Origin of the sequence: Cohaesibacter marisflavi (assembly GCF_963665895.2) — a bacterium.
Lineage (GTDB): Bacteria > Pseudomonadota > Alphaproteobacteria > Rhizobiales > Cohaesibacteraceae > Cohaesibacter > Cohaesibacter marisflavi.
The window spans coordinates 3,632,416-3,658,897 of sequence record NZ_OY762534.1 but is presented as its reverse complement, the minus strand read 5'-3'; the positions used below and the strand labels follow the sequence as shown (position 1 = coordinate 3,658,897).

Genomic DNA, 26,482 nt, shown 5'->3' with positions numbered 1-26,482 from the left:
AGGTCGATCTTGTTTATGCGCAAAGCGTGTCTTCTTTAGCCGATTGCCTTGTGCAAGGAGTCGACAATATCGGTTTTTTCCCAAGAAAAACCACCGTCAGCGTCCGGTTCACGGCCAAAATGGCCATAAGCAGCGGTGCGCTCATAGATTGGCTTGTTGAGGCCAAGATGGGTGCGGATGCCACGTGGTGTCAGGGGTACAATGTCCCAAAGGGCCTTTTCGATAACCGAATCCCGCACCGAGCCGGTGCCATAGGTATCGACATAGAGCGAAAGAGGTTCCGAAACGCCGATGGCATAGGCCAGCTGGATGGAGCACTTTTCAGCATACCCGGCAGCAACCACATTCTTTGCCAGATAGCGCGAAACATAGGCTGCAGAACGGTCCACCTTGGTCGGGTCTTTGCCCGAGAAGGCACCACCACCATGGGGCGCAGCGCCACCATAGGTGTCAACGATGATCTTGCGGCCCGTTAGGCCCGCATCTCCATCCGGTCCGCCAATGACGAACTTACCGGTCGGGTTCACATGCCAGATGGTCTTGTCGGTCAGCCACCCCTCCGGCAGAGCCGCCGTAATATAGGGCGTTACGATCTCGCGGATATCGGCAGAGGTGAGGCTGCCGTCAAAATGCTGCGTGGAAAGCACCAGAGAAGCCACTTCTACCGGCTTGCCATCGACATAGCGCAATGTGAGCTGGCTTTTCGCATCCGGCCCCAGGCGGGCTTCCGTGCCGGCATGGCGGGCTTCGGCGATCAGACGCAGGATCTTGTGGGCATAGAGAATCGGGGCAGGCATCAATTCAGGCGTTTCATTGACGGCATAACCGAACATGATGCCCTGATCGCCAGCGCCTTCATCTTTGCCATCGGCTTCATCAACGCCCTGAGCGATGTCGGCTGACTGCTCATGCACATAGATGTCGATATCGGCTTTTTCCCAATGGAAACCGTCCTGCTCATAGCCGATCTCCCTGATCACGCGGCGCGCAGCCTTTTCCATGATATGGCTATCAACTTCAGCAGGTCCCCTGACCTCGCCTGCAAGAACAACCTTGTTGGTTGTGGCCATGGTCTCCACAGCGCAACGCGCGTGCGGGTCGGCCTTGATAAAGGCGTCGACAATTGCGTCGGAGATACGGTCACAGATCTTGTCCGGATGTCCTTCGGATACGGACTCACTGGTAAACAGATATTCTTTGCGGGCCATGGGAATGTCTTTTTCTGTGATATAAAGGGTTCTGCATGTCGTTATCACATTGAGAAACCTGACGCAATCCAAAGCGAAATTGCCGGTTACTAAATCCTGCATTCTCGCATGGGAAATCATTGAAAGAATGCTCGAAACAAAAGTGTGAAATTTCATGCCCTGAATGCCAAACTGCCTCTCCAACGTAGAGGCCGCACGTTTGGCGGTGTTTTGAAGAATCGCTATTTCTGACGTTCAGGTTAGAGAGTGTCTTCAGTTAAATGCAACCTCTGGGTGGGTAATGGAATATGGTAAGACAAAAATCCGAAGGCACTCTGACATGGGTAAAATTACGAATCTTTCCGACAGCGCGCCATGTCTTGCCATACAGCGCTTTGCATCAAAGAGCAGATCATGAAATGAAAAGGCGGCCAGAAACCAGGTTCCCAACCGCCTTTTGCTAGAAAGCAGGTATGCCGCACATGAGTGAAGCAAACCGGAATTAGCTTTCCGCCCCCTCTCCAGAGATCTCGCGTACCAGCTCAACGATCTTGCGTCGCACTTTCTGGTCTTTGATCTGTACGAAGGCACGGTTCAATTGAAGGCCTTCTGAAGAGGATAGGAAGTCGATGACATAGTTCTCCGACTTGGATTCGGCGAGGCCCTGAGCTTCTTGGGGGGTACCTGGGGCATCTTCGAAGAAAAAGGAGACCGGAACTTCCAGCACGGTTGCAATATGCTGCAAACGGCTGGCACCAATCCGGTTGGTACCTTTTTCGTATTTCTGAATCTGCTGGAATGTAATGCCCAGATGCTCTCCAAGTTTTTCTTGGCTCATAGAAAGCATCATACGACGAAGTCGGACACGACTTCCAACATAGACATCGATTGGGTTCGGTGCTTTTTTACTGGCCATTTGGCTCTCTTTTTTGTTTGACGTGTTGTTCTGTATGACAAATTTTTTGCACGTCGATCTGGTTATATTGCAGGTTCCGCTGCCTGCGTTTTTCCCGTAAACCGTTTGCGCCTTTGGCTATAGAGAACAGGATTTTACAATAGTGCCGTGTATTAGCGCTATATGTCAATTATTACAATTAGCGGAATTTCGATTTTCTCGTTTTGATTAATGTAAGACCACCGGTCAGCAACCATAAGAAAAGAAAGAGGCTATCACCAAAGCGGCTATAGAGGGTCGAAGACAGCCTCGCCGGCACGATGTCCTGGACCAAACCATCGGTACCAAGATCCTGTTTTGCAACCAGTCTGCCGAAGGGATCAATAACCGCTGAAATACCTGTATTTGCGGAACGAATAACCGGTAGGCCGGTTTCAACGGCCCGCATCTGTGCCAGATGCAGATGCTGCCAAGGACCCGCAGTCAGACCAAACCATGCATCGTTGGTGACATTTACAATCATGTTTGCCCCTGCTGGATAGGAAAGAATTTCGCTTGGAAATGCTATTTCATAGCAAATCAGGGGTAGAATTTTTCCCAGATTATCACCACCCAGCAGTTTTCTTTTCGTACCAGACGAAAAACCGGAAAGTTGCGCGGCTAGGTGTTTAAGCCCGATGGCACGCAACCAACGCTCTTTGGGCAAATATTCGCCAAACGGGACAAGATGTATCTTGTCATACGAGGCCATGATGGTTCCGTCGCCGGAGAGCTGATAGATGGAATTGTAAACTTGTTCGCTATTGGTAAAATTTACCTCTCGTCTAAGAGCGCCGGTCAGTAATGTGGCCTTGTCCGGCAGAGCGTCGGCAATCGCTGCCAGCCCGGCAGGTTGTTCGATCAGGTAGAAAGGAATGGCTGTTTCTGGCCAGACAAAAAGGTCGACTTTTTCAACAGGATACCCATCGCGATCCAAAGTCGTTAAGGCGAGAAGGCGGCTGAAAATCCAGGAACGATTCTCCAGTTTCCATTTTTCCCGCTGCATAATATTCGGCTGCACGATACGCACGGTCACAGGGGCGGCTGGCTTGGGCAGGGGCTGACCCAGGCGATAAAAGCCGAATGCCCCTTGGCTTACGAACAAAAGCACAGCTATGGAGGCCAGCCGGTAACCGGTTTTGCGTGAAGAGGCTTCGGTGAAGAAAAAGACCGGCAGTGCGAAGATAATGGGGGCAATCAACCCCATGCTTTGGGGGCCGACGAGCGAGAGCGCCTGCATCATGACAGTGGTGGATGTCAGCGCCTGCCCTAGACCGCCCCATGGCAAGCCGGTGAAAATCGTGCCACGTAGCCACTCTAGCGCTGCCCAGACCAGAGCCAGCCATATGATCCGCATGGGCGATGATGACCACAGCGGAGCAACAAGACCACAGGCGGCAGCCCAGAAGAGGGCCAGTCCGGCCGCAAAGAAAAACAGGGCAAAGGGCATCAGGACTGCAAATTTGTCTGCTTCCACGAGGAAAGCTGCACCAATCCAATAAAAGGTACAAAGAAAGAAGCCCAGCCCGAACACCCAGCCCACAAGAGCCATGGAGCGGGCGGCCATTTTCGCGCCTTTGCCCAGCGAGGCGGAATCCAGCAGCCAGATAAAAACGGGAACACAGAGCCAAAGCAGCGGGAACCAGCTAACAGGCGCTTGCGCCAAGCTCGCCAGGCATCCAGCAAGGAAAGCGACCAGCAGGCGTCGCCAACCATCCAGCAAAACAAGATTGGAAATGAGAAACGCCATGAAAATGGGCCGTTTGACAAAGAATCACAAAATAGTTGGCCCATTGGTATAGGAGTCGGTGGCCTCATTCAAAGCAATAATATGCCCGCAGGCGCGAGAATGCGCAAGATTGCGCCCCGAAAGCTTATCAGTACAGGCCAGTATTCACGCACACATGGATGGATTCTTGATCAATTTGAGGGCTTTGGCCTTTTCAGCGATGTCGTCCAGCGCTGGCTGCGACATCTCGAAACCCGGCTCGGCGGCCAAATCGCGCGGACGCCCCAGATAATAGCCTTGGGCTTCCTGACAGCCTGCCACGCGCAGCATCTCAAGCGTTTCCTTGTCTTCAATGCCTTCTGCCAGCACTTCGATATCAAGACTGCGACCGATGCCGATCATGGCGGAAATGATGGCCATGTTGCCGTGGCTATTGGCCAGGTCGCGCACGAAGGAGCGGTCGATCTTGATCTTGTCAATTGGGAAGGATGACAGATAGCTCAAGGAAGAATAGCCAGTTCCGAAATCATCCAGCGCAATGGTGATTCCCATGGTCCGCAGCTGCTTGAGGGTCTCGATGGTCCGTTGGTTGCTCTGAATGAACAGACTTTCGGTAACCTCCAGCTCCAGTCTGTGGGCTGGCAGGCCGGTTTCTTTGAGAATACTCTCCACCATAGGTACCAGATCGATCTTTTTGAACTGGATGGGAGACAGATTGACAGCAACCCGTAGGGGCTGAGTCCATTGGGCAGCTGTTGTGCAGGCTTCCCGCAGGGCAAATTCAGAGAGCGGCAGGATCAGGCCATTACGCTCGGCGATCTGGATGAAGGTGCCCGGCGAGATCCAGCCGCGCACAGGATGATCCCAGCGCATCAGGGCCTCAAAGCCGGTCTGTTTGCCGCTCATAATGCTGAATTGCGGCTGGAAATGAAGCTTGAATTCGCCAAGAGCAATCGACTTGCCCATCTCCTGAGACAGCTCATGGTCCATGTGAGCGCGCACATCTTGACGCTGCTCAAAGCAGCAGATCTGGTTGCGCCCTTCCTGTTTTGCGCGCAGCAGGGCCAGTTTGGCCTGCTGTAACAGCACACTGACCCTGTAGCCATGATGCGGAAACTGGATATAGCCACCAGAGACCGTAATGTCGATCGGGCGACCATTGAAGCGATAGGGCTGCTTGAGATAGGAATGCAGGATCTGAATGCGTTGCTCGAATGTCGCACTGGTTCCCAACTGATCGATAATAATGGCAAATTCATTGCCGGACAGGCGGGCAACCATCGCTTTGTTTTGCTGAAAGTGGGACAGGCGCTGCGCGAATTCCTGCAGCAGCAAATCTCCGTTTTCAGTGCCCAGAATGGTGTCCAGCTCTTTGAACCGGTCAATATCTATGAGAAGCAGCGCGAAGGGCGTGTTCTGATGCTCAGCAGATTTCAGGCGCTGATAGACCGAAGAGAGGAAGAGCTGTCGGTTGGAAAGCCCTGTCAGATTGTCCCGGGATTTAAGCTCTTCGATCATGCTGCGCAGCGTTTCACGTCTGCGCTTCTGCTTGCTATTGAGAAACAGAAAATAATAGCCAACCAGAAGGGTCAGCGTCAGAATGGGAAGCTGCCGTATGAAGGGGCTGGTATGATGAGACAAAACCAGCGCCAGGACCAGCAAGCCCAAAAGCACAAAGAATTTACGAGGCGCCCCTAAATCGGAGTCGATCAGTTTGTATTTGGTCGACGGGTCTTGCATCTAACTGCTCTTTTTAGCCAAGCCTGACCTGAACAATACAGTATATTCCTGAAGAAAATCGGAACATTGATGGTTAATGAAAACCTCCACTGAATCGAAGCTAAAGTAATCTGTGCAACGCAAATAGAAATCCCGAATCCAGAGATTTTTATAATAGAAAGGAGGGATGCTCGGGTATAATGGCCATGCATGTCTATAGATAGACTTGCCGCAACTCTCTGGGGTGCGTAAGCGTCAGGCCACCTCAAAACGTGGCAACAAGGGCGTCTGTGCTGTCTGCTCCGGTTCTGCTTCGATATCCCTTGGTTCTCCGAGCAAGAAGCCCTGAGCCTGATCCACACCGGCAAGCCGCAGGATTTCATAAGCCCGTTTGTCTTCGATTCCCTCAGCGGTAATCTGCATATTCAGGCTTTTTCCCATACCGATCACGGCAGAAATGATGGCCATCGAACTGTCGTCGTTGGCAAGATTCTGTACAAAGGAGCGATCAATCTTGATTTTGTCGAAAGGAAAGCTGGTCAGATAGGCTAGGGATGAATAGCCCGTTCCGAAGTCATCCAGGGCAATGGAAATGCCGCGCCGTTGCAAAAGAAGAAGATCGGCGGAGATTTCATCATTGATGTCGATAAACAAGCTCTCAGTGACCTCCAACTCCAGCCTTTTCGGATCTAGCCCGGTTTCAAGCAGAGTTTCGGTCACCAGATCTGAAATGGCACATTGACGCATTTGAATGGGAGACAGGTTTACAGCCACCTTGAGCGGTGTTTCCCATTTACTGGCCACTTGGCAGGCTTTGCGCAGAACAAATTCCGAAATCGGGATAATCAGGCCATTCTGCTCGGCAATGGGAATGAATATGTTGGGCGAAATCACGCCGCGATCCTTGTGGGCCCAACGCACGAGGGCTTCAAAGCCTGTCTGCTTGCCAGTCGCAAAGCTGAATTGCGGTTGGAAGTAGAGGACAAATTCGCCCTCCTGCAAGGCTCGATCCATGTCCTGCGATAGATAATGGTAATCCATCATTTTGGAATCGGCGACTTCGTCATAGCAACAAACCCTGTTATGGCCTTCCTTTTTCGCACGCTGAAGCGCGAAATAGGCATTCTGGTTCAGTCCTTCGGGGTCTTTGCCATCCTCAGGAAACAGGGTGGTGCCCATAGAAACGGTCATGTCGACCGATTGCTTGTGGCACAGATAGGGCTTGTAGAGCGCTTCAAAGATATCGCGCACCTTGGTTTTCAGGCTGTCGCTGCTGCCATCATAGGGCACGATCAGGGCAAACTCGTCGCCACCTATGCGGGCTGCATCGGCATCGGTCTTCGCCAATTGCGCAAGGCGTGTCGCAAACTGCTGCAAAAGCTGGTCGGCAGAGCTGTAACCCAGAAAGGCATTCAACTCCTTGAACCGGTCAATATCCAGAAGCAGAAGAATGAAGGCTTGGCTTTTTTCATTCTCCACACGATTGGCCAGATTTTTCTGAAAAGCCTCGCGATTGGCGAGCCCTGTCAATTTATCCTTGGCGACCAGAGTATCCATCGCTTCCACGGCGGCCACCCGGGAGCTGTTTAGCTGAATCAGGACAACGCACGACAGCATTGAAATAAAGGCAATCGTTGCAAGTTGAATCATGGATCGGGTTTCCGGATCCTGATTGTCGAAAATAATGGAAACAGTTAAAGCGCAAATAAAATTGGCCACCATCAAGACGGCAAGGGCTGCTATTTCCTTGCTGAACAGACGATCATATTTTCCAAAAAAGCCGATCATAAGAGCTCCAGAGCACGAGTTGACTGAAATAATATATCAAACAAGCTAATTCATGCCTAACGCCTATAGTAAATGTCGATTTATTATTAGAACAAATACAGATCCGGTAATAACTATTCTTTTGTCAGAAAGGAAATGGAAGTTATAAATAATTCACATCGATCAAGATAAAGAAAAAGAGGGCAATGCCCTCTTCTTAATAGTTGTCGCAATATTCGCCGTTAAGATATTGGCAAATCAAGATTTGTCGATCTTGTCCAATTTCGCGAGCGTTTCCACCGTTGGCATGGATATGCAACTGTAGCCCGAATCGACGAATTGCACCTGACCGGTCACCTTTTTGGAAAGATCCGAAAGCAGGTAGAGCGCCGCACCGCCAACATCCTCGATTGTGCAAACATCACGCATCGGGCTGTTGTCGCGTTGATAGCTATACATCTGGCGTGCGTCGGCAATGCCGTTGCCTGCCAATGTCCGTACGGGACCGGCGGAAATCGCATTCACACGAATGCCTGACGGGCCGAAATCATTGGCCAGATAGCGTACTGAGGCTTCAAGCCCGGCCTTGGCGACACCCATGACATTATAGTTGGGCATGACGCGGGTGGACCCGGCGTAGGTCAACGTGAGCATGGATCCGCCATCACTCATGAGATCCGCAGCGCGTTTGGCCGCTTCCGTGAAGGAAAAGCAGGAAATAACCATCGTGCGGGAGAAATTGTCCCGCGATGTATCTGCATACCGACCGCGCAGCTCGCTCTTGTCTGAAAAACCGATGGCATGCACGATGAAGTCGATCTTGCCCCATCTTTCTTTCAATGCCGCAAAGACTGCATCAACGGAATCGAGATCTTCCACATCGCAAGGCATCACGAAGTCGGAATTGACAGATTCTGCGAGTGGCTTCACCCGCTTGCCCAAGGCATCACCCTGATAGGTGAAAGCAAGTTCGGCACCTTGATCATGCAGCGCCTGGGAGATTCCCCAGGCAATTGAGCTGGCATTCGCGACGCCCATGATCAGGCCGCGTTTTCCTTCCATAAGACCGTTCATATGCTGGCAGCCCTTATCCGTTATAGCGCTGGAAAATCAGCGAAGCATTGGTTCCGCCAAAGCCGAAGCTGTTGGACAGGGCAACGTCAATTGGCTTGTCAATGCGCTGGCGAACGATGTTCATATCGGCGCATTCCGGATCCAACTCGGTGATATGGGCGGATTCGCCGATAAAGCCGGCTTGCATCATAAGCAGAGAATAGATGGATTCCTGTGCACCTGCAGCACCCAAAGAGTGACCGGTCAGGGATTTGGTTGATGCGATATTAGGCTGATCGTCGCCAAAGACTTCGCGAATCGCACCAATCTCGGCGGTGTCACCAACTGGCGTGGACGTGCCGTGGCAGTTGATGTAATCGATTTTGGCATCAACCGTGGCCATTGCCTGCCGCATGCAACGCTTTGCGCCTTCCCCGCTTGGAGCAACCATGTCATAGCCATCAGATGTTGCGCCATAGCCTACCAATTCGGCATAGATCTTGGCGCCGCGAGCCTTGGCATGTTCCAGCTCTTCAAGAACCAGCACGCCGGCACCACCGGCAATCACGAAGCCGTCGCGGGTCGCGTCGAATGCGCGTGACGCGGTTTCCGGCGTATCATTATACTTGGAAGAAATGGCGCCCATAGCGTCGAACAGGTTGGACATGCTCCAGTCCAGATCTTCATGGCCACCGGCAAAGATGATGTCCTGCTTGCCCATCTGGATCAGTTCGTAGGCATTACCAATGCAGTGTGCAGAGGTAGAGCAGGCAGAAGAAATGGAATAGTTCACACCGTGAATCTTAAACCATGTGGCAAGGGTTGCCGATGCGGTCGAAGACATTGCCTTAGGTACCGCGAATGGCCCGATGCGCTTCGGAGAGCCGTTTTTGCGGGTGATGTCGGCAGCTTGCACAACGGTCTGTGTCGAAGGGCCGCCAGAGCCCATGATGATGCCGGTGCGTTCGTTGGTTATATCGCTTTCTTCCAAGCCGGAATCTGCGATTGCCTGCTTCATGGCAACATGGTTCCATTCACCGCCGCGGGAAAGGAAGCGTTTGGCGCGACGATCAACCAGATCTGCAGTGTCAATGTCTGGACATCCCCAAACATGGCTACGGAATCCATGGTCGGCAAAATCCTGAGAGAAGGAAATACCAGATTTAGCATCACGCAAGGATGCGGTAACGGCTTCGGCATCGTTGCCGATGGAGGAAACAATACCCAAGCCGGAAATGACTACACGTCTCATAATCGGGGCCTCACTGTAATTGTCGGGGCTCTATTTGCCAGATCATATCGCAGCGAAAATCTTTGCTAGCGATATGACCGAATTAGTCTCTTGATAGGTGTTCTTTTCAGAAGCTGCAACATCTCTCAAAGACCTTATTCTCTAAAGATCCCTGAAATAACCAATTCTCAATGCTCAATGAGCCGGAAAAGTGGCATGGAGAAGGTCACGCAGACATTTCTGCCCTTCTTGCCACAGTTGCCCGGCCCAGAGCATGTACCTGTTGGCTAAAGGCGCTGCTTAGGAGTCCTTAAAGGCTCCGACGCGCAAATCCTTAGCCACGAACACCACATTATCGTCGGCTTTAACCCAGCCATCACCGATGCTGAGATTGAGACGGCCCTTCATCACGCGCTTGAAGTCAACGCCATATGTAACGGTTTTGATGTCTGGCGTGATCATGCCGGAGAACTTGATTTCACCAACAGAGATGGCGCGGCCCTTGCCTTCAAGGCCCAACCAGCCCAGATAGAAACCGGTCATCTGCCAAAGGGCATCCAGACCAAGGCAGCCAGGCATCACCGGGTCGCCGGCGAAATGGCAATCGAAGAACCACCGCTCGGGGTTGATATCATATTCCGCGCGGATCATGCCTTTGTTATGCTCACCACCTTCTTCGGAAATATGTGTAATCCGATCCAGCATCAGCATTGGCGGCAACGGCAATTGCGGATTGCCTGGGCCGAACATCTCTCCGCGGCTGCAGGTCAGAATCTCTTCATAGGTGTAGCTGGATTGGCGCTGTTCCATACGGTTTCCACTCTTATCCTTCTATGTTTCACCCGCTTTGATGGGCGATACAGTCTATACTTGCAGAATCTGCACAACAAATCCAATTAATTGAATTTGATTGATTGATCCTTCTTTGTGCCTACGTTGCCAAATTGAATGCAAGCTTGCTTTTCGTGCTAAGCTTATAGCCTTTTCTCTGCGCAAGCACTAGGCGTGCAAACGATTAAGTTCACATTTCAAAGCCTCTTCCAGACCAATCAGGATCAAGGGAGTTCACCGCACAAATCAGGGTCTGAATCATCCCTTTTCATTTAGATTGTCATGTCTGCGCTTTCAAGGCGTCTTCTGCGCGCACCTGCTCGCTATCAAGGACGCACGAAGCGTCTTTGGGTGCACGCAAGCTAACAGACATTCAAATATTCATAAAATGAATGGAAATGTTAAAAAACCTTAGCCAATATGCTATGATTGCTATGCGATTTTCCCTAGTTGCCTTGCCCAAGGGCGCAAAAAGAATTATATCAGTCAAGATGCGACCTGATTGTTTGGGAGACCGCCGGTGGCACTGGGTTTCGCCAAGGGTAGGGATCTGAAGATCGACAATCAGATGGAACGGATATCAAGGACCAATGACATGACCTCACAGCTGCAAAAATTCGATAAGCGATCTGCTCGGGATATGCTTGTGGGGGCAGGCCTGCGCCCGACGCGTCAGAGACTGTCACTTGCTGAGCTTTTGTTTGCCAAAGGGGATCGACATGTTTCGGCCGAGCGCCTGCATGAAGAAGCCGAAAAGGTCAATGTCTCCGTCTCTCTGGCAACAGTCTACAATACCTTGCATCAGTTCACTGAAGCCGGGCTTCTGCGAGAAGTTGCCGTTGAGGGAACAAAAACCTATTTCGATACGAATGTGTCTGACCACTACCATTTCTACATGGAAGAAGAGGGCAAGGTTGTCGATATACCGGGTGGACTGCACGTATCCGAGCTGCCTGAAGTTCCAGACGACATGGAAATCACGCGTGTTGATGTCGTGGTTCGCCTGCGTCAGAAGCAGAACTAAGCCGCACGCTTTCTTGAAAATCCTTGTCGACAGGACCGCTTGGCACCATCGCGTGGTGCCAATACTGATTTTGCATGCATATGTGTATGCATAAACTTCATCTGCTCACGTGGGCTCTCACAGGGGCTCACAGGGTCTTTATGACCATTTATCCATGATCAATTTGTCCTTGCGGCAGAATGCCTCAGTCACTGGTGCGTAGGATCGTTGGTTGAGTGCCGCATCTATTCCGCTGCGGCATCATTTCTGTGCTCGGCTGGCTGCTCGCCTTCCTCTGCGTCCGACGGCTTGTGCAAGGAGAAAGCACGCTTGAAAGGCTTCTTGATCGGTTTGAGGCGGATTTTGACCCGCCTGATGCGCCGACGATCCGCCTCCATGATCTCGAATTCAAGCCCTTCCTTGACGGTAATAAGCTCGCCACGCACCGGAATGCGGCCAATCAGGGTAAAGATGAAGCCGCCAAGCGTATCGACATCTTCCATGGACTCATCATCCTGAGGCAAGTCCGTCCCGATTGCTTCGATGACATCGTCCAGTTCGGCTTTTGCATCGGCAATGAACAGATTGGGACCAGCGCCTGCAATGAAGATTTCATCTTCATCATCATGCTCGTCTTCGATATCGCCAACCACTGTTTCGACGATATCCTCCAGAGACACCAGACCATCGGTACCGCCATATTCATCAATGACAAGAGCCATCTGTGTGCGTGCCGCCCGCATGGTTGCCATTAGGTCAATGGCCTGCATGGACGGAGGAACAAACAGCACATCGCGAATGACGCCAAGATCCTTGAGAGGACGATCCAGATTGATGTTACTCAGGGTGCGGGGAAGATTGGCCAGCGACATCTCTCCATCCGAGGCAAAATGGACACTCGTCAGCGAGCCTTCCATGGAATCAAGAGCAGGGCTTTCCGAGGGTTCGGGAATGCAGCATTCCTTCGTCAGCAGAGAGAGAACATCCTTGATATGGACCATGCCCACCGGATCATCGAGGGTTTCCCGATAGACCGGCAAACGCGAATGGCCAACATCCTGATAGACCGCAAGCAGGGTGCCCAGAGAGATTTCGTCCTCGATGGCATCAATATCTGCTCGCGGAATCATCACATCACTGACCCGCATCTCTCTCAGTTCGAGAATGTTGCGTAGCATTGCCTTTTCTTCGGCAGAAAAGGTCTGGTCATTGCTGTTTTCGTCTGCGAGAGCGCCCTCCATCTGCGAACGCAGCGAGGGATTGGTCAAGCCTGACATCCAGCCCTTGATCAAACTGGTAAACCAGTTCGATTTCGGTTGGTGTGGTTCAGCGTCGCCGTTGTCGACCTGAGCGTCACTTTCTGGCCTGTCGGCCTTGGATGACGGCGAAGATAAAGAAGGGTCGGGGTCGTTCATTCTCGTTCCGGCGCAGAGTGCTTGGCTGCGCTATCAATCCTGTTCCAAAATGCGGACTTCCGGGCACTTTGCCTGATCAGTCCAGACTCTCCAAAGGCACTGTGCCTTCATAAGGGTTGGGCAAATCCAACTGGGCCAGAATGGCGACTTCGACGCTTTCCATCTTGTCCGCTTCATCCGGCTCTATGTGATCATAGCCCAGAAGATGTAAAAAACCATGTAAACACAAATGTGTTAAGTGATCACGGATTTCAACCCCCAAATCCCGGGATTCTCGCTCTACGGTTTCATAAGCGAAAACAATGTCGCCGAGCATCGGGCCAAAGGGGTCTGCCTCTTCATCAATGGGAAAGGACAAAACGTTGGTGGCCTTGTCCTTGCCTCTGTGATCGGCATTGAGTGTGCGAATGGCCGCATCGTCAGTAAAGACCAGCGACAGCTCGCATTCTGGCAGGAAGGCAATGCCTTCCTCCTTGGTGACATAGGCAAGGCCTGCCGTAAGCGCGCGATCAATCACGGCTTCCAGATCTTCAAGGCTCTGCCAGAGATCGGATTCAATCAGCAAATCCCTATCAAGGTCTGGCAGCGAAGCAGACAAATGGCTCATTCCTCTGCCTCGTCATAGATCTCTTCGGGAGCTGCCGGATTGTAATCGGCAGCTGTCAGATGCTCCTCGACTTCGCGCTTGTGAAAGCGCTCACGCCCCAGGACCTGACGCGCCTTGGCGCGTCTGCGGGCATCCTCGTCATAGGCATTGACGATGCGGGCGACCAGCTCATGACGCACCACATCCTGCGCCGTGAATTGCACACGCACAATCGAGGGGATATCCGCCAGCAGTTCCATGGCCTGTACCAGTCCGGACTGTTCACCGCTTGGCAAGTCGATCTGGCTTGGGTCACCGGTGATGATCATCTTGGAATTTTCACCAAGGCGCGTCAGGAACATCTTCATCTGCATGGATGTCGTGTTCTGCGCCTCGTCCAGAATGACCACCGCATTGGAAAGTGTCCGCCCGCGCATAAAGGCAAGCGGGGCGATCTCGATGATCTTGGCTTCGATTTCTCGCTCGACCTTGTCCGAAGGCATCATGTCATACAGCGCATCATAAAGCGGACGCAGATAGGGATCGACCTTTTCCTTCATGTCACCGGGCAGGAAGCCCAGACGCTCGCCCGCTTCCACGGCCGGACGTGAAAGAATAATCCGCTCCACCACGCCGCGCTCCAGAAGAGCTGCCGCATAGGCAACAGCCAGATAGGTCTTGCCGGTGCCTGCCGGGCCGGTGCCGAAAATGAGGTCAGCCCGATCCATGGCACGGATATAGGCATCCTGTGTTGCGGTGCGGGCCGTCAGCTTTTTCTTGCGCGTTGCAATCTGGGCAAAGTTTATTTTCCCCGCTGACTCGTTTCTTTCGGGCATGACTTCGGGCAGCACCAGTTGCTCGTCGGAGGCTTGCGCCATGCGAATGGCCCCGTCAACGTCGGCTTGCTCGATCACTTCCCCTTCCTGAAGGCGGAAGTAGAGCGAATCCAGCGCTCGTTTGGCATCGTCACACAGATCGCCCGGCCCTTTGATCGTCACTCGGTTGCCGCGTGCAATCGCCTCGACGCCGAGTTTCTGTTCGATGCGGGCCAGATTCTGGTCATATTCACCAAACAGATCGGCAGCCAGACGATTGTCATCATAGGAAAGAACAATATGGCCCATATCTGACGCTGCAGTCGTTGCCTGGCTCGCAGCAGGATCCCAGCTCTTCTTGAAACCCGAATGCTTCTGAGGCTTGCTCCGGTTTTCTTTGCGGTTTTTGCTTTTATCGCGATGCTGATCGCTCAAACGCTTATCCCTTCAAACAACTTGAATTTGGGCGGATAACCGTCCGGCATCTTTTGGCCATGCCTTCATGGCCGGTCGATCATGGTGCCGAACAGGCTGTTGCTTCCCAGATTATCCACTTTAACTGTGACAATTTCACCAATCAATTCTTCTGCTGCATCAACTTGTACAGCTTGCAGCCATGGCGATTTACCAACCAGCTGTCCCGGCTCGCGACCCTTGCGTTCCAGCAGCACCGTCATCTCGGTGCCGACCTTGGAGGCATTGAAGTCCTTCTGCTGTTGGGCGAGCAGATCTTGCAGACGATAAAGGCGCTCGGATTTGATGGCCTCTTCAATCTGGTCTTCGCTGTCCGCAGCCGGCGTTCCCGGGCGGGGCGAATATTTGAAGCTGTATGCCGAGGCGTAGGTCACCTCGCGCACGATGCGCATGGTTTCCTCGAAATCTTCATCCGTCTCGCCCGGAAAACCAACGATGAAATCACCCGAGAGGGCGATATCCGGGCGGGCACTGCGGATGCGATCGATCAGGCGCACATAGTCGTCATAGGTATGCTGGCGGTTCATGGCCTTGAGCACCTTGTCCGATCCAGCCTGCACAGGCAGATGTAGATAAGGCATCAGAATATCGAGATCCCGGTGCGCCGCCATCAACGTATCGTCCATGTCGCGCGGATGGCTGGTGGTGTAGCGCAGCCGATCAAGACCATCGATTTCAGCCAGCCGGAACAGCAGCTCGCCAAGGCCCCAATCGCCCTCATCCGGGCTCTCTCCATGATAGGCGTTGACATTCTGCCCAAGCAGCGTGACTTCACGCACACCGGCTGCGGCCAGCTTTTCCGCTTCATGAATAATCTGGCTTGCCGGGCGAGAAACCTCCGCACCACGGGTATAGGGCACCACACAGAAGCTGCAGAATTTATCGCACCCTTCTTGAACCGTCAGAAAAGAGCTGACACCGCGCTTGCGGGTCACTTCCTTGCGGGCGTCTGGCAACACGGCAAACTTGTCTTCAAGCGGAAAATCTGTCTCCACCACGCGAGTACCATGGTTGGCCTTATCCAGCAGGTCGGGCAGCTTGTGATAGGCCTGAGGCCCCACGACCAGATCGACCACCGGCGCACGGCGGATAATTTCCTGACCCTCGGCCTGCGCAACACATCCGGCGATGCCGATTTTCATCTCGCCCTTGCCATCCTTGGCGCGCTTTTCCTTGACCTGACGAATGCGGCCAAGCTCGGAATAGACCTTCTCTGCGGCCTTCTCGCGAATATGGCAGGTGTTGAGGATCACCAGATCCGCATCTTCCATCGCTTCGGTTGGGCTGTATCCCTTGGTCGCCAGACTATCCATCATCCGGTTGGAATCATAGACATTCATCTGGCAGCCATAGGTTTTCACAAAGACTTTCTTGTCTTCAAAAGCAGTCATATCGGCTTTGTCCGGGTCGCGTTCGTTTGAGGGAGCGTTCTTGGGCACATAGGGCACAGGACAGTCAGTCCATTTTCAGAGCAAAGGCTGTAGCGCGTTTTACCCATTTTGCAAAGAGAAAAGGGCGAAAAAATAGCCGGTTTCTGTCGCAAAAAGGGAATCCGTTGCCAAAGAACATCACCTGTCACTTGCGCCGACGCTTGCTGGTGTAGTGGTGAAGGTCATGCAGCATGGTCTGGCGCACCGAACGTTCGGCAGCATGGGCGGCTTCCTTGCGGTCCACCGAAGGGTCAAACAGGATCGGTTCACCATAGGTGAGCGATACATCCAATGCGCCTTCCTTCATCAAGGCCCAAAGATGCGGCACCAGATCCATGTCGCCATACCAGGCGGCCATATGGCGATGCTGGCGCCCCATGGGCACACCATGCAGAGCTGTGTAGGCAATCGAAAGCGGCTGGATCCAGACCTTCTGCTGCGGGCCGGTTCCGTCTTGAGGGCCATTCTGCTCAGACGTCATGGCCGCCTTTGCAGCGCCAATGAGGGCCGAGCGGAAGGGGAGCACCCGGTTGCCATCAGACGAGGTGCCCTCGGCAAAAAGGACCATGGCGTCGCCTTCCTTGAGGCGTTGTGCGATCTCTTTGGCGACCGCTCCGGTGGCCGAGCGCTTGGTACGGTTGACAAAAATCGAGCGCTGCAGCCTGGCAAACAGTCCGAAAATCGGCCAACTGGCCACTTCGGATTTGGCGATGAAGGATAACGGCTGCAGACTGCCCAGCACCACGATATCGGTCCAAGAGCAGTGATTGGCCGTGATCAACACCGCGCCATCGCGAATGGGCGCTCCATTGATGGTCTTGTGAATGCCGAGAGCCAGACAATTGACGCGGTGAAACAACACCGGAATCCAGCGTTTGCTTGGCAAATTGAGTGTTACCGACAGATATTGCAGGGGGATAAGGATGATAGCGACAAGCGCGATAAGCGTGATTGCCATGCTGGCCCGTATCGTCGATACGGACAAGCCTGATTGCCTTGATGGGGACCTTGGAATTGTCATGCTCCATAACCTCGATCAGACGACCTTGGGATCAGGTCTGGTCCCGACGATTGTCAGAGAGCTATTTGTCTGATTCTTCAATGGGCACACCATAGAGCTCAAGCCTGTGATCAACAAGCTTGAAACCGAGGCGGCGGGCGACTTCCTGTTGCAGGCGCTCAATCTCTTCATCGCGAAACTCGATCACCTTGCCTGTGCGCAGGTCGATCAAATGGTCATGATGCTCTTCGGTGATGGTTTCATAGCGTGAGCGGCCATCACGAAAATCATGGCGTTCGATGATGCCACTGTCTTCAAACAGCTTGACGGTGCGATAAACCGTGGAGATGGAAATATTGCTGTCGATTTTGACCGAACGGGCATACAGCTCCTCCACATCAGGATGGTCGATGGCACTATCCAGAACACGGGCAATGATACGCCTTTGTTCGGTCATTCGCATGCCAGACTTGGCGCACAATTCCTCAATGGTCGTCTTTTTGTCTGCTGTCATAGCGATGATGCCTTCTGTTCACCTTGCGGGGTGCCCAATATACGGCGCTTGCTCAATGGTTCGATCTGCATGATCCAGGCCGTTGAGGCTTCGCCGTTATCATTGTGGTAATAGCCTTTTCGTTCACCCACTTTAGTGAACCCAAAGCCACCGTAAAGGGATAATGCAGCTTTGTTGCCTGCGTCAACTTCCAGAAAAAGCTTGGCAACGCGATTGCCATAAAGATGCCGGATCATCTCCTGCATCAATTGTTTGCCACCACCAGTCTTTTGATGGTCAGGGTCCACGGCAATGGTCAGGATCTCCGCTTCATCCAGAACAGAACGAGCGAGCACAAAGCCGACGGGCTTGTCCGTGATGCGCAAATTGCTCCGGCGCAGCACGAGCGCCTCTACAAACTTGTCCTGCAGCAGGGTCTGAAACTCGCTTGCCGACCAGCCGCGCGAAAAGCATCGGCTATGAATATCAGCCAAATCAGCAATGTCCGCATAAGCGGCGGGCATGACCAAAGATGTCGTTTTGAGCGGAAAAATCATGATTTCCCTCCCGAACAAAGCCGACGGCTGAAAGAACCAGACGACTTGAGCCAAATGCGGAGACTATCCTTGCGGAATCAATGCACCATGTTCCCACTTGAATGCAATAGGTTCCAGACCCCTAAATGTAGAAGAAACGGCAAAATTACTGGTGTGCGATGGCTTTTGAGGCCTGCGGCTTGGCGTCTGGCGCCCGGAGATACAGCGGAGCGGGAGGCGTCGCCGCTTTGGGTTCATCAAGCGCCCAACGGGCAAGTGCCGCCATGCGTGGATAGGAAACCGGAAGGAAGGTCGCATTCCCAAGCTTTTCAACCGGTGCTGCGGCGATCACAAGGGGAGCGCCATTGCCAATAAGGGTCAGGTCGGGGAATGCGGTACACTCTTGTGCAAACTGGTCTGCCGTTTTGGCTTCGGCTTCCGAGATGGCTTGTGGTGGGGTGCATTCATCACCAAGGGTGAAGAACTGTCCGTAAATCTGGTTGCGACGGGCGTCGATAAAGCAGCCGATTGTGCCCCTTTTGCCGGAGGCCTGCGCATCAAGAGCCAAAGCCATCAGCGTTGAAGCGCCAATGACGGGAATATCCAGCGCCAGGGCCAGAGCACGCGCCGTGGCAAGCCCGACGCGCAGACCGGTAAAGCTGCCCGGACCAACGGTGGCGGCGATGCGGGTGAGATCTTTATAGGCGAGCCCCTGCCCATTGAGCAAAAGCTGCAGCTCATCCATCAGATGCTCTGCATGGCCACGGCCAAGAGCAAGGGAACGTTCAAAGTGAGTCACTTTTCCATTGGCGCGGATCGCCAATCCAACGGAACAGGCCTCCAGCGCTGTATCCAGCGCCAGACAAATTTCTTGCTCTTGGGTCACGATAATTCAGATCCGCCGTCTAGTCTTTCAAGGGGGAAGCAGGTCGGGATTAAACCTGCTTGACTTCCTGCACGTCAGGAAGGAAATGGCGCAAGAGATTCTCGATGCCATGTTTCAGTGTGGCTGTCGCCGAAGGGCATCCGGCGCAGGCACCGCGCATGGTCAGATAGACCACTCCGTCGCGATAGCCGTGGAAGGTGATGTCACCACCATCCTGAGACACAGCAGGGCGCACGCGGGTATCGAGCAATTCCTTGATCGTTGCCACGATATCGGCGTCGGCTTCATCAAAATCTTCGCCGCCCAGCTGCTCGGCTTCCTCTTGCTTGATCACCGGCGCGCCAGACATAAAATGCTCCATGATAGCGCCTAGAATGGCCGGCTTGATGTGCTGCCAATCGGTATCGCCCTTGGTAATGGAGACAAAATCGAACCCGAAAAACACGCCTTCCACACCATCGATCGTAAACAGCTTCTCGGCCAGAGGCGAGGCTGTTGCTTCACTGGCGGAACGGAAATCCATGGTGCCCGATTCCAGAACAACCTTACCGGGAAGGAATTTCAGGGTCGCGGGATTGGGGGTTGCTTCGGTCTGAATAAACATACGGTTTCCTTTTGGAGCATGGCGTCGCAATCACTCTCATGCGCTGCTCCCCATCATATATGCTATTATGGTCGGCGAACAATCGAAAAGTTAAACACTTTTCCGACGTCCAGCATTTCTGCTTTAGATATGGGTTTCACCGCGATCTTCAAGGCGCGCGTCAAAAGCTGGCGCCAAAGACCGGCATTCTATCGGCCTGAGGTCCTGATTTCTAACAGATGGCCTTGATATCGTCATCCGATAGATCGCCGGGCACGATGGTGACCGGCAAGGGAAACGAGGATTTGCCCGATTGACTGGAAATGGAAGAAACAAGCGGACCAGGCCCTTCCTTGGCGCCAACAGCAGCGGCCAATACCAGAATGCCGATATCCTTGTCTTCCTCGATCAGGGCCGTAATCTGCTCAGCCACCTTGCCATCACGCACAACACATTCAGTGGGTACAGAAGCGATTTCTTCCACGCGCTCTTTATATTCTGCCAGCCGCTCGTGAGCGGCTTCATGGGCTTCGGCAAGCATGATTTCTTTCACGCCGAGCCAATGATTGAAATGTTCTAGCTCGATAGCCACCATCATCACCAATGCTCCGCCGGTCGCAGCCGCACGGTAGGTTGCATAGGTTATGGCGCGGTCACATTCCTCCGTGTCGTCGACAACGACAAGAAACTTTCGGGTGTGACCTTCATCGTGAATTGTGCGTTTCATAATCATGAAATGACCCTGCCATGTCGCGCCTCTTTGGGCAAGAGGCACCTTTGCGAACTGCCCAGCCTTTAAGGGACACCCCGCCTAAAGACCATTGCGTAAGTAGACCAAGTTCTGCGGCAAAAAACAACCCGGCGACCAATCCGCTGGTTGCCGGGTGTATGAGATTTTAATTCCGGTTCCGAAATGAATTTGAAATGGTCCGGTCAGCTGCGAATGAAGCCGACGATATCCTTGACCTGATTAAGGACCGGATTGGCAATAACGGCGGCCTTCTCGGCCCCCTTTGCCAACACGGCATCAATATGATCAGGATTGTCCATCAAGCGACGCATTTCGTCGGTAATCGGAGACAGCTTGCTGACCGACAGATCGATAAGAGCCGGTTTGAAGGTGGAGAATTCCGCTCCGCCAAACTCGCCCAGAACGTCAGCCTTGCTTTTGCCCGAGAGTGCAGCATAGATGCCGACAAGGTTGGAAGCCTCGGCGCGGCCGGTAAGACCATCCAACTCGCTTGGCAGCGCTTCGGGGTCCGTCTTGGCCTTGCGAATCTTGAGGGCAATCGCATCGGCATCATCGGTCATGTTGATGCGTGCCTTGTCCGATGCATCCGAAGAAGACATCTTCTTGGTACCATCACGCAGGGACATCACACGCGGTGCCGGGCCGCCGATCAGCGGTTCGGTCATCGGGAAGAAGACCTGTTCTGGATCGGTTGTCTCGTTACGACCAACATTCTCCACGCCATAGCCCAGCGCAGCGATGCGCTCTGCATAATCGACGTTGAATTTCTGCGCGGTGTCGCGACACAGTTCTACATGCTGCTTCTGGTCTTCACCAACTGGCACATGCGTGGCCTTGTAAACCAGAATATCGGCAGACATCAGGTTGGGATAAACAAACAGTCCGGTGGACACATTGTCCCGGTTCTTGCCTGCTTTATCCTTGAACTGGGTCATGCGGTTGAGCCAACCCATCCGTGCCACGCAGTTGAAGATCCAGCCCAGTTCGGCATGGGCGGAAACACGGCTCTGGTTGAACACGATATGCTTCTCCGGGTCGATGCCCGAAGCGAGAAAGCCTGCAGTCACTTCGCGGGTGCGACGCATCAACCCTTCAGGGTCTTGCGTAACGGTGATTGCATGCATGTCAACGACAGAGAAAATACAATTGTAGGACGACTGCAACTCGACAAAGCGAGTGATGGCACCAAGATAGTTGCCCAGATGCAGGTTGCCCGATGGCTGAATGCCGGAGAAAACGCGTGGCTCGAAAATGGCCATGATCAATCCTCGTGATGTTGCCCAGGCGGTTGGAAGCGCGAGGGGGAGGTTAAAAAGACGCCGCACTGTCACATATTCCACGTCAGATGAGCGCGGCGGGACCAATGCGGCTTCGGGCGTTATCGGACAAGAGCAGGGCGGATGCAAGACAATTCCTGCAACCGATAACCGTTTTGTCGTCATCCTTTACGGCGAAGGCGGTTTTTGAACTCGGAAAGAGAGAAGGCGCCAGTGCCAATCGCGGCGATGAGAAACAATGCCATCCCCGCACCGACGAGCGCTGCCAGCGCGCCGATCCGCGTTGCCAGCAGCGGGGCGTCGAACCAGGGGGCGAGATAATCGGCTAGCCAGTAAATCCCGCCACCCATGATAAGGGAAGAAAGGGAAAACATGATCAGGCGCTTGATCAGAAGAGCATCAGCATGAAAATGACCTCTGCGCCAGAGCGTGATGCCCAACAGCAGCGTGTTGATCCAGCCAGCACTCGTTGTGGCTACGGCGATGCCCACATGCTGGAAGAAGGGGAACAGCAGAAGTGAACCACCGACATTGATAATCATGCCAACGGTGGCAAATTTCATTGGAGTTTTGGTATCTTCGCGTGCAAAGAAGCCCGGCGACAGCACCTTGTTGAGCACGAAGGCGGGCAGGCCGAAAGCATAGGCTGCCAGTGCCATGGACGTCATGCTGGTGGTATGCTCGGTGAACTGGCCGCGCTGGAACAGCACTTCGATGATCGGTCCGGGCACAACGGCCAGTGCGACAGCTGCGGGCAGCGTCAGGAACATGGCAAATTCCATTGCCCGGTTCTGGGCATGATCCACCGCAGCTTCATTCTGCGCTCTGACCTTGCGCGTCAGGTCCGGCAGCAGCACTACGCCGATGGCGATCCCCACCACACCAAGCGGCAGCTGATAAATGCGGTCGGCATAATAGAGATAGGACACCGCACCCGCCTGAAAGGACGCGATGATGGTGCCGATGGTGATATTGAGCTGTGTCACCCCGCCCGCAACGATGCCCGGAACGCCCAGTTTGAGCAGTTTCTTGACATTGGCCGTATAGGCCGGTCGGCGTAGATGCAAACCGAAGCCAGAGCGCAGGAGCGCCCAGACAAGAGCGGCCAACTGCACAAAGCCGGCAACAAACACACCCCATGCCAGAAAATATCCGGCCGTGGCTCCGTTTTCCGCCTTGACCAACAGGATCAGCATAAGGGTGCCAATCAGCACCACATTGAGCAATACCGGCGCAAAGGCGGCTGCAGCAAAGCGGCCGAGGGAATTGAGAATGCCCGAAAGAAAGGCAATCACCGACATGCATAAAAGATAGGGAAAGGTGATCCGCGTCAGCACAACGGCTAGGTCGAATTTGCTCGGATCTTCGTTAAAGCCCGGTGCCAGAATATGGATCATCCATGGCATGGCCAGCTCTGATAGCGCCGTGAAGATCAGTAGCACAAAAAGCAGGCCAGCCAGAATTTCTTCGGCCACGCGCCGCGCGCCCTGCGGTCCGTCTTCCTGTAGGGAGCCTGCAAAAATGGGAATGAAGGCCGAGTTGAACGCCCCTTCGGCAAAGAGGCGGCGAAACAGGTTCGGCAGGCGGAAGGCCACGAAGAAGGCATCGGCGACAGGCCCCGAGCCGAGGCTGGCAGCGATCAATATATCCCTGACAAAGCCCAACGCACGGCTTGCAAGCGTTGCCACCCCGACGGTGGCGAAATTCTTCAGCATCGACATGCCTTATCCTTCCGCAATTCCGCTGACAAAGGAGCCAGCCGAAAGCACTTATAGTGCGCTTGAGGGCACAATCAATGCCAATCCTAGGGCTGGCAACAGCTTGTTTTCAGATAGCCCAAGGAGCCCATGAAACGAATTTATCGCTTGGGCTCTTCCTTGGGTTTGCCCGTCAAGGCCTCCATCATGCGCTCTTCGATGGCTTTTTTGCGGTCGGGGTTGGTGATTTTGGCCCCCGTCAGGTCTGTCACATAGAAAGCATCCACAATGCGCTCACCATAGGTGGTGATGTGCGCCGAGGCTATATCGAGATTGAGCGCAGATAGGGTTCGCGTGAGGGTGGATAGCAGCCCCGAGCGATCCATGCCTTCGACCTCGACAACCGTTGATCGGTTGGAAAGCTCATTGTTGACGGAAACCTTGGATTTGGTCCGGAAGGTCTTGAAGCGCTTCTTGTGCCCTTCTTTCTGTTTGACCAGAGGTGGCAGGCGGGTTTCGCCCTTGAGCACCTGCACCAGCAGATCAACGATCCGGTTGGCCCGACGGCGTTCGTCACGATCTTCATCGAATTCGCGATTGATCAGGATGGTATCCAGCGCTCGCCCGTCAGTGGTGGTGAAGACCATGGCATCAACAATATTGGCCCCCGCTGCGGCGCAGGCACCAGCAATCATGGACAGCAGGCGCGGATGGTCTGGCGCCAGTATCGTGATTTCGGTGATGCCTTCGAATTCGTAAGGCTTGATGGCCGTGGCGACCTTCTGGTTTTCCTTGTCGGCCTGACGGATCAACTCGGCATGTTCCACCGCGCTGTCCACGTCGGTGCGCGACCAATAGGCTTCGTAATGCAGATTGAGGTAATTTTCGACGTCGGCTGCATTCCAGTCGGAGAGGCGCGACGCGACACGCTCCTTCATGGCAGCGACGCGCGCATCGCGGCTCTTCTGCGAATGGCCGCCAGTCAAAATCGGTTCGGCTTCAGAATAAAGCGTGCGCAGCAATTGTCCCTTCCAGCCGTTCCAGACACCCGGCCCAACGGCCTTGATATCGGCAATGGTCAGAATCAGCAGCATGCGCATCTGTTCCATGGTTTGCACCACGGCGCAGAAGTCGAGAATGGTCTTGCGGTCGGATAGATCGCGCGACTGGGAAACCTGACTCATGGTCAGATGTTCCAGCACCAGCCAGGAAACCTGTTCGGTCTGTTCTTCGGTCAGCCCCAGGCGCGGGCAAAGCTCCAGCGCCACCTTGGCGCCAGCGGTGGAGTGGCTTTCCGGACGGCCTTTGGCGATGTCATGCAGGAACACCGCGACATAAAGCACAAGGCGGTCTTTGATATCGAGCACGAAATCATGGGCCAGCGGATGTTCATCGCCCAGCTCCTGCTTTTCAATCTCCGAGAGGATGCCCACTGCACGCAACAAATGCTCGTCCACCGTATAATGGTGATACATGTTGAATTGCATCATCGCGACGATGCGACCAAATTCGGGAATGAACTTGCCCAGAACGCCGGATTCGGTCATGCGACGCAGGATGCTTTCGGGGTCATTGCGCGAGGTAAGAATACGCAGGAATATGGCATTGGCCTCGGGATCATTGCGCAGATCATTGTCGATGAGATTGAGATTGCGATGAATGGCCTGCATAGCATCAGGATGGAAAGACACATTCTCCCGATCGGCCAACTCGAAAATCTTGAGAAGATTGCGCGGATCTGACGTAAATGTCTCCGCACTCTCCACGGAAATGCGCCCGTGATCGATGAGGAACCCTTCTGCATTGCGCACCTTGCGTCGCTTGAACGGAGAAGGAATCGGAATGGCGGCAAAAAAGCGATTGATGCCCGGCGCGGATTGTCCGAAATCCTCTTCCAACGCCGAGCAGAAAATACGTGTGATCTCGCCCACTTCCTTGGCAACAAGGAAATAATGCTTCATGAAGCGTTCGACCCCGTTCTGTCCGGGGCGCTTGCGATAGCCAAGGCGCGTGGAAAGCTCGCGCTGTACATCGAACGAGAGACGCTCTTCCGGCCGATCTGTCAAGAAATGCAAATGACAGCGCACGGTCCAGAGATGGTTGTTGGCCTTCTTGAAGCGGTTATATTCCTCTTCGGTGAAAACCCCCGCCTTGATCAGCGCGCGGGCGCGGCGCACGCGATAGGCATATTGCCCGATCCAGAACAGGGTCTGGATATCGCGCAGGCCGCCTTTGCCTTCCTTGATATTGGGTTCGACCATATAGCGCGAATTGCCCTGCTGATTATGGCGGGCGTCGCGTTCGGCCAGCTTGGCCGCAATGAATTCGGCTGAAGTGTTGCGCAGCACATCCTTGTCGAACTTCTCGATCAGCTCATCATAGAGCTTTTTCTCGCCATCAATGAAGCGGGCTTCAAGGATCGCGGTGCGGATCGTCATGTCGCTGCGCGACAGGCGCACGCACTCATTCAGCGTGCGGGTGGCATGGCCAACCTTCTGGCCCAGATCCCACAGCATATAGAGAATATATTCAACGACACTCTCGCCCCAAGGCGTCTGCTTGTAGGGTAGCAAAAACAAAAGGTCGATATCGGAATGGGGCGCAAGAGTGGCGCGGCCATAGCCGCCCACGGCCACCACGGACAGATGCTCGGAAGAAGAAGGATTTTCAGCCGGATAGACATGCTCAATGGCAAAGCGATAGATCAGCGTGATGATCTGATCTTCCAGATAGGAGAGACGAATGGCACACAGGATGCCAAGACCATCTTCATTCAGCAGGGTTTCTGCTCGGGCGCGCCCCTTCTGCAAGACATCCTTGAAAAGCTGCAGTATCTCGGCTCTTGTCTTGAAGTCGGAAGCATCTCCCCCATGCTCGACAACAATTTGTTCCAGTTTCGCCTTGGTGGCATCAAAGTCAATCAGACCGTCATTCTGGGGGGCAATGATCATGTTTTTTCGCCTTGTCTCTTTCCGCTAACGGCATCCATGGCACAAATAGATTTGATTTCTGGTTAAATTGGCCAAAATATCTCTGTATTTACTATAATATAGGCGCAATGAAGCGCAAATGAGAGCATACAGGG

The 26,482-nt window shown here is 53.6% G+C and carries 22 protein-coding genes; 1 reads left to right on the top strand and 21 read right to left on the bottom strand.

Features of this window, described 5'->3' with window-relative positions:
• Nucleotides 1-35: 35 nt before the first annotated feature.
• From metK to fabA, 8 genes are all read right to left on the bottom strand, one after another.
• On the bottom strand, nt 36-1,208 hold the full coding sequence (gene metK / locus ACKPCT_RS17345) for a methionine adenosyltransferase (protein WP_090072705.1): 1,173 nt from the start codon (nt 1,206-1,208) through the stop codon (nt 36-38).
• A 481-nt stretch (nt 1,209-1,689) separates the two neighbouring features.
• Entirely contained in the window at nt 1,690-2,103 is a 414-nt protein-coding gene (locus ACKPCT_RS17340; RefSeq protein WP_090072498.1) for a helix-turn-helix domain-containing protein, read from the bottom strand.
• 178 nt (nt 2,104-2,281) lie between these two features.
• Nucleotides 2,282-3,871, bottom strand: coding sequence for an apolipoprotein N-acyltransferase (gene lnt / locus ACKPCT_RS17335; protein ID WP_319567515.1), 1,590 nt, complete (start codon nt 3,869-3,871; stop codon nt 2,282-2,284).
• Between the two features lie 144 nt (nt 3,872-4,015).
• The gene (locus tag ACKPCT_RS17330) at nt 4,016-5,590 is read right to left on the bottom strand and encodes a putative bifunctional diguanylate cyclase/phosphodiesterase (RefSeq protein ID WP_090072502.1); all 1,575 of its coding nucleotides are present in this window, start codon (nt 5,588-5,590) and stop codon (nt 4,016-4,018) included.
• Nucleotides 5,591-5,824: 234 nt separating this feature from the next.
• Complete coding sequence (locus ACKPCT_RS17325; RefSeq protein ID WP_319567514.1) at nt 5,825-7,357, bottom strand: putative bifunctional diguanylate cyclase/phosphodiesterase; 1,533 nt, start codon at nt 7,355-7,357, stop codon at nt 5,825-5,827.
• A 237-nt stretch (nt 7,358-7,594) separates the two neighbouring features.
• Nucleotides 7,595-8,410, bottom strand: a complete 816-nt coding sequence (gene fabI, locus ACKPCT_RS17320) for an enoyl-ACP reductase FabI (RefSeq protein WP_090072506.1) — start codon at nt 8,408-8,410, stop codon at nt 7,595-7,597.
• A 13-nt stretch (nt 8,411-8,423) separates the two neighbouring features.
• Complete coding sequence (fabB, locus tag ACKPCT_RS17315; RefSeq protein ID WP_090072508.1) at nt 8,424-9,641, bottom strand: beta-ketoacyl-ACP synthase I; 1,218 nt, start codon at nt 9,639-9,641, stop codon at nt 8,424-8,426.
• A 279-nt stretch (nt 9,642-9,920) separates the two neighbouring features.
• Nucleotides 9,921-10,430, bottom strand: coding sequence for a bifunctional 3-hydroxydecanoyl-ACP dehydratase/trans-2-decenoyl-ACP isomerase (gene fabA, locus ACKPCT_RS17310; protein ID WP_090072510.1), 510 nt, complete (start codon nt 10,428-10,430; stop codon nt 9,921-9,923).
• Nucleotides 10,431-11,046: 616 nt separating this feature from the next.
• Between fabA and irrA the strand changes: the two genes are divergently transcribed.
• Nucleotides 11,047-11,475 (top strand): iron response transcriptional regulator IrrA, encoded by a 429-nt coding sequence (irrA, locus tag ACKPCT_RS17305; RefSeq protein WP_280141766.1) that lies wholly within the window; start codon nt 11,047-11,049, stop codon nt 11,473-11,475.
• Nucleotides 11,476-11,699: 224 nt separating this feature from the next.
• Here the strand turns inward: irrA and ACKPCT_RS17300 are convergent, their stop codons facing one another.
• From ACKPCT_RS17300 to ACKPCT_RS17240, 13 genes are all read right to left on the bottom strand, one after another.
• A complete protein-coding gene (locus tag ACKPCT_RS17300) occupies nt 11,700-12,869 on the bottom strand; it encodes a transporter associated domain-containing protein (RefSeq protein ID WP_090072512.1) in 1,170 nt (389 codons plus the stop codon).
• A gap of 76 nt (nt 12,870-12,945) precedes the next feature.
• Nucleotides 12,946-13,455: an rRNA maturation RNase YbeY gene (ybeY, locus tag ACKPCT_RS17295; protein WP_319569436.1), complete on the bottom strand. Its 510-nt coding sequence runs from the start codon at nt 13,453-13,455 to the stop codon at nt 12,946-12,948.
• Between the two features lie 17 nt (nt 13,456-13,472).
• Nucleotides 13,473-14,579 (bottom strand): PhoH family protein, encoded by a 1,107-nt coding sequence (locus ACKPCT_RS17290; protein WP_090072709.1) that lies wholly within the window; start codon nt 14,577-14,579, stop codon nt 13,473-13,475.
• A 191-nt stretch (nt 14,580-14,770) separates the two neighbouring features.
• Entirely contained in the window at nt 14,771-16,135 is a 1,365-nt protein-coding gene (gene miaB / locus ACKPCT_RS17285) for a tRNA (N6-isopentenyl adenosine(37)-C2)-methylthiotransferase MiaB (RefSeq protein WP_319567513.1), read from the bottom strand.
• 184 nt (nt 16,136-16,319) lie between these two features.
• Nucleotides 16,320-17,132, bottom strand: coding sequence for a lysophospholipid acyltransferase family protein (locus tag ACKPCT_RS17280; RefSeq protein WP_090072516.1), 813 nt, complete (start codon nt 17,130-17,132; stop codon nt 16,320-16,322).
• A 124-nt stretch (nt 17,133-17,256) separates the two neighbouring features.
• A complete protein-coding gene (locus ACKPCT_RS17275) occupies nt 17,257-17,688 on the bottom strand; it encodes a Fur family transcriptional regulator (protein WP_090072518.1) in 432 nt (143 codons plus the stop codon).
• Entirely contained in the window at nt 17,685-18,224 is a 540-nt protein-coding gene (gene rimI, locus ACKPCT_RS17270; protein ID WP_090072520.1) for a ribosomal protein S18-alanine N-acetyltransferase, read from the bottom strand. Before rimI ends, ACKPCT_RS17275 begins: the two co-directional genes overlap by 4 nt.
• A gap of 145 nt (nt 18,225-18,369) precedes the next feature.
• Nucleotides 18,370-19,089, bottom strand: a complete 720-nt coding sequence (gene tsaB, locus ACKPCT_RS17265; protein ID WP_319567512.1) for a tRNA (adenosine(37)-N6)-threonylcarbamoyltransferase complex dimerization subunit type 1 TsaB — start codon at nt 19,087-19,089, stop codon at nt 18,370-18,372.
• A gap of 49 nt (nt 19,090-19,138) precedes the next feature.
• The gene (locus tag ACKPCT_RS17260; RefSeq protein WP_319567511.1) at nt 19,139-19,693 is read right to left on the bottom strand and encodes a NifU family protein; all 555 of its coding nucleotides are present in this window, start codon (nt 19,691-19,693) and stop codon (nt 19,139-19,141) included.
• Nucleotides 19,694-19,904: 211 nt separating this feature from the next.
• Complete coding sequence (locus tag ACKPCT_RS17255) at nt 19,905-20,405, bottom strand: universal stress protein (protein ID WP_319567510.1); 501 nt, start codon at nt 20,403-20,405, stop codon at nt 19,905-19,907.
• A gap of 200 nt (nt 20,406-20,605) precedes the next feature.
• On the bottom strand, nt 20,606-21,682 hold the full coding sequence (trpS, locus tag ACKPCT_RS17250) for a tryptophan--tRNA ligase (protein WP_090072527.1): 1,077 nt from the start codon (nt 21,680-21,682) through the stop codon (nt 20,606-20,608).
• Between the two features lie 179 nt (nt 21,683-21,861).
• A complete protein-coding gene (murJ, locus tag ACKPCT_RS17245; protein WP_090072529.1) occupies nt 21,862-23,421 on the bottom strand; it encodes a murein biosynthesis integral membrane protein MurJ in 1,560 nt (519 codons plus the stop codon).
• Between the two features lie 137 nt (nt 23,422-23,558).
• Nucleotides 23,559-26,348: a [protein-PII] uridylyltransferase gene (locus ACKPCT_RS17240; protein ID WP_319567509.1), complete on the bottom strand. Its 2,790-nt coding sequence runs from the start codon at nt 26,346-26,348 to the stop codon at nt 23,559-23,561.
• Nucleotides 26,349-26,482 lie beyond the last annotated feature (134 nt).

Bases quoted from the DNA above. Each gene is read 5' to 3' on its own strand.
- metK (WP_090072705.1), bottom strand. From the start codon at position 1,208: ATGGCCCGCAAAGAATATCTGTTTACCAGTGAGTCCGTATCCGAAGGA.
- ACKPCT_RS17340 (WP_090072498.1), bottom strand. From the start codon at position 2,103: ATGGCCAGTAAAAAAGCACCGAACCCAATCGATGTCTATGTTGGAAGT.
- lnt (WP_319567515.1), bottom strand. From the start codon at position 3,871: ATGGCGTTTCTCATTTCCAATCTTGTTTTGCTGGATGGTTGGCGACGC.
- ACKPCT_RS17330 (WP_090072502.1), bottom strand. From the start codon at position 5,590: ATGCAAGACCCGTCGACCAAATACAAACTGATCGACTCCGATTTAGGG.
- ACKPCT_RS17325 (WP_319567514.1), bottom strand. From the start codon at position 7,357: ATGATCGGCTTTTTTGGAAAATATGATCGTCTGTTCAGCAAGGAAATA.
- fabI (WP_090072506.1), bottom strand. From the start codon at position 8,410: ATGAACGGTCTTATGGAAGGAAAACGCGGCCTGATCATGGGCGTCGCG.
- fabB (WP_090072508.1), bottom strand. From the start codon at position 9,641: ATGAGACGTGTAGTCATTTCCGGCTTGGGTATTGTTTCCTCCATCGGC.
- fabA (WP_090072510.1), bottom strand. From the start codon at position 10,430: ATGGAACAGCGCCAATCCAGCTACACCTATGAAGAGATTCTGACCTGC.
- irrA (WP_280141766.1), top strand. From the start codon at position 11,047: ATGACCTCACAGCTGCAAAAATTCGATAAGCGATCTGCTCGGGATATG.
- ACKPCT_RS17300 (WP_090072512.1), bottom strand. From the start codon at position 12,869: ATGAACGACCCCGACCCTTCTTTATCTTCGCCGTCATCCAAGGCCGAC.
- ACKPCT_RS17290 (WP_090072709.1), bottom strand. From the start codon at position 14,579: ATGGGCCATATTGTTCTTTCCTATGATGACAATCGTCTGGCTGCCGAT.
- miaB (WP_319567513.1), bottom strand. From the start codon at position 16,135: ATGACTGCTTTTGAAGACAAGAAAGTCTTTGTGAAAACCTATGGCTGC.
- ACKPCT_RS17280 (WP_090072516.1), bottom strand. From the start codon at position 17,132: ATGGCAATCACGCTTATCGCGCTTGTCGCTATCATCCTTATCCCCCTG.
- ACKPCT_RS17275 (WP_090072518.1), bottom strand. From the start codon at position 17,688: ATGACAGCAGACAAAAAGACGACCATTGAGGAATTGTGCGCCAAGTCT.
- rimI (WP_090072520.1), bottom strand. From the start codon at position 18,224: ATGATTTTTCCGCTCAAAACGACATCTTTGGTCATGCCCGCCGCTTAT.
- ACKPCT_RS17260 (WP_319567511.1), bottom strand. From the start codon at position 19,693: ATGTTTATTCAGACCGAAGCAACCCCCAATCCCGCGACCCTGAAATTC.
- ACKPCT_RS17255 (WP_319567510.1), bottom strand. From the start codon at position 20,405: ATGATTATGAAACGCACAATTCACGATGAAGGTCACACCCGAAAGTTT.
- trpS (WP_090072527.1), bottom strand. From the start codon at position 21,682: ATGGCCATTTTCGAGCCACGCGTTTTCTCCGGCATTCAGCCATCGGGC.
- murJ (WP_090072529.1), bottom strand. From the start codon at position 23,421: ATGTCGATGCTGAAGAATTTCGCCACCGTCGGGGTGGCAACGCTTGCA.
- ACKPCT_RS17240 (WP_319567509.1), bottom strand. From the start codon at position 26,348: ATGATCATTGCCCCCCAGAATGACGGTCTGATTGACTTTGATGCCACC.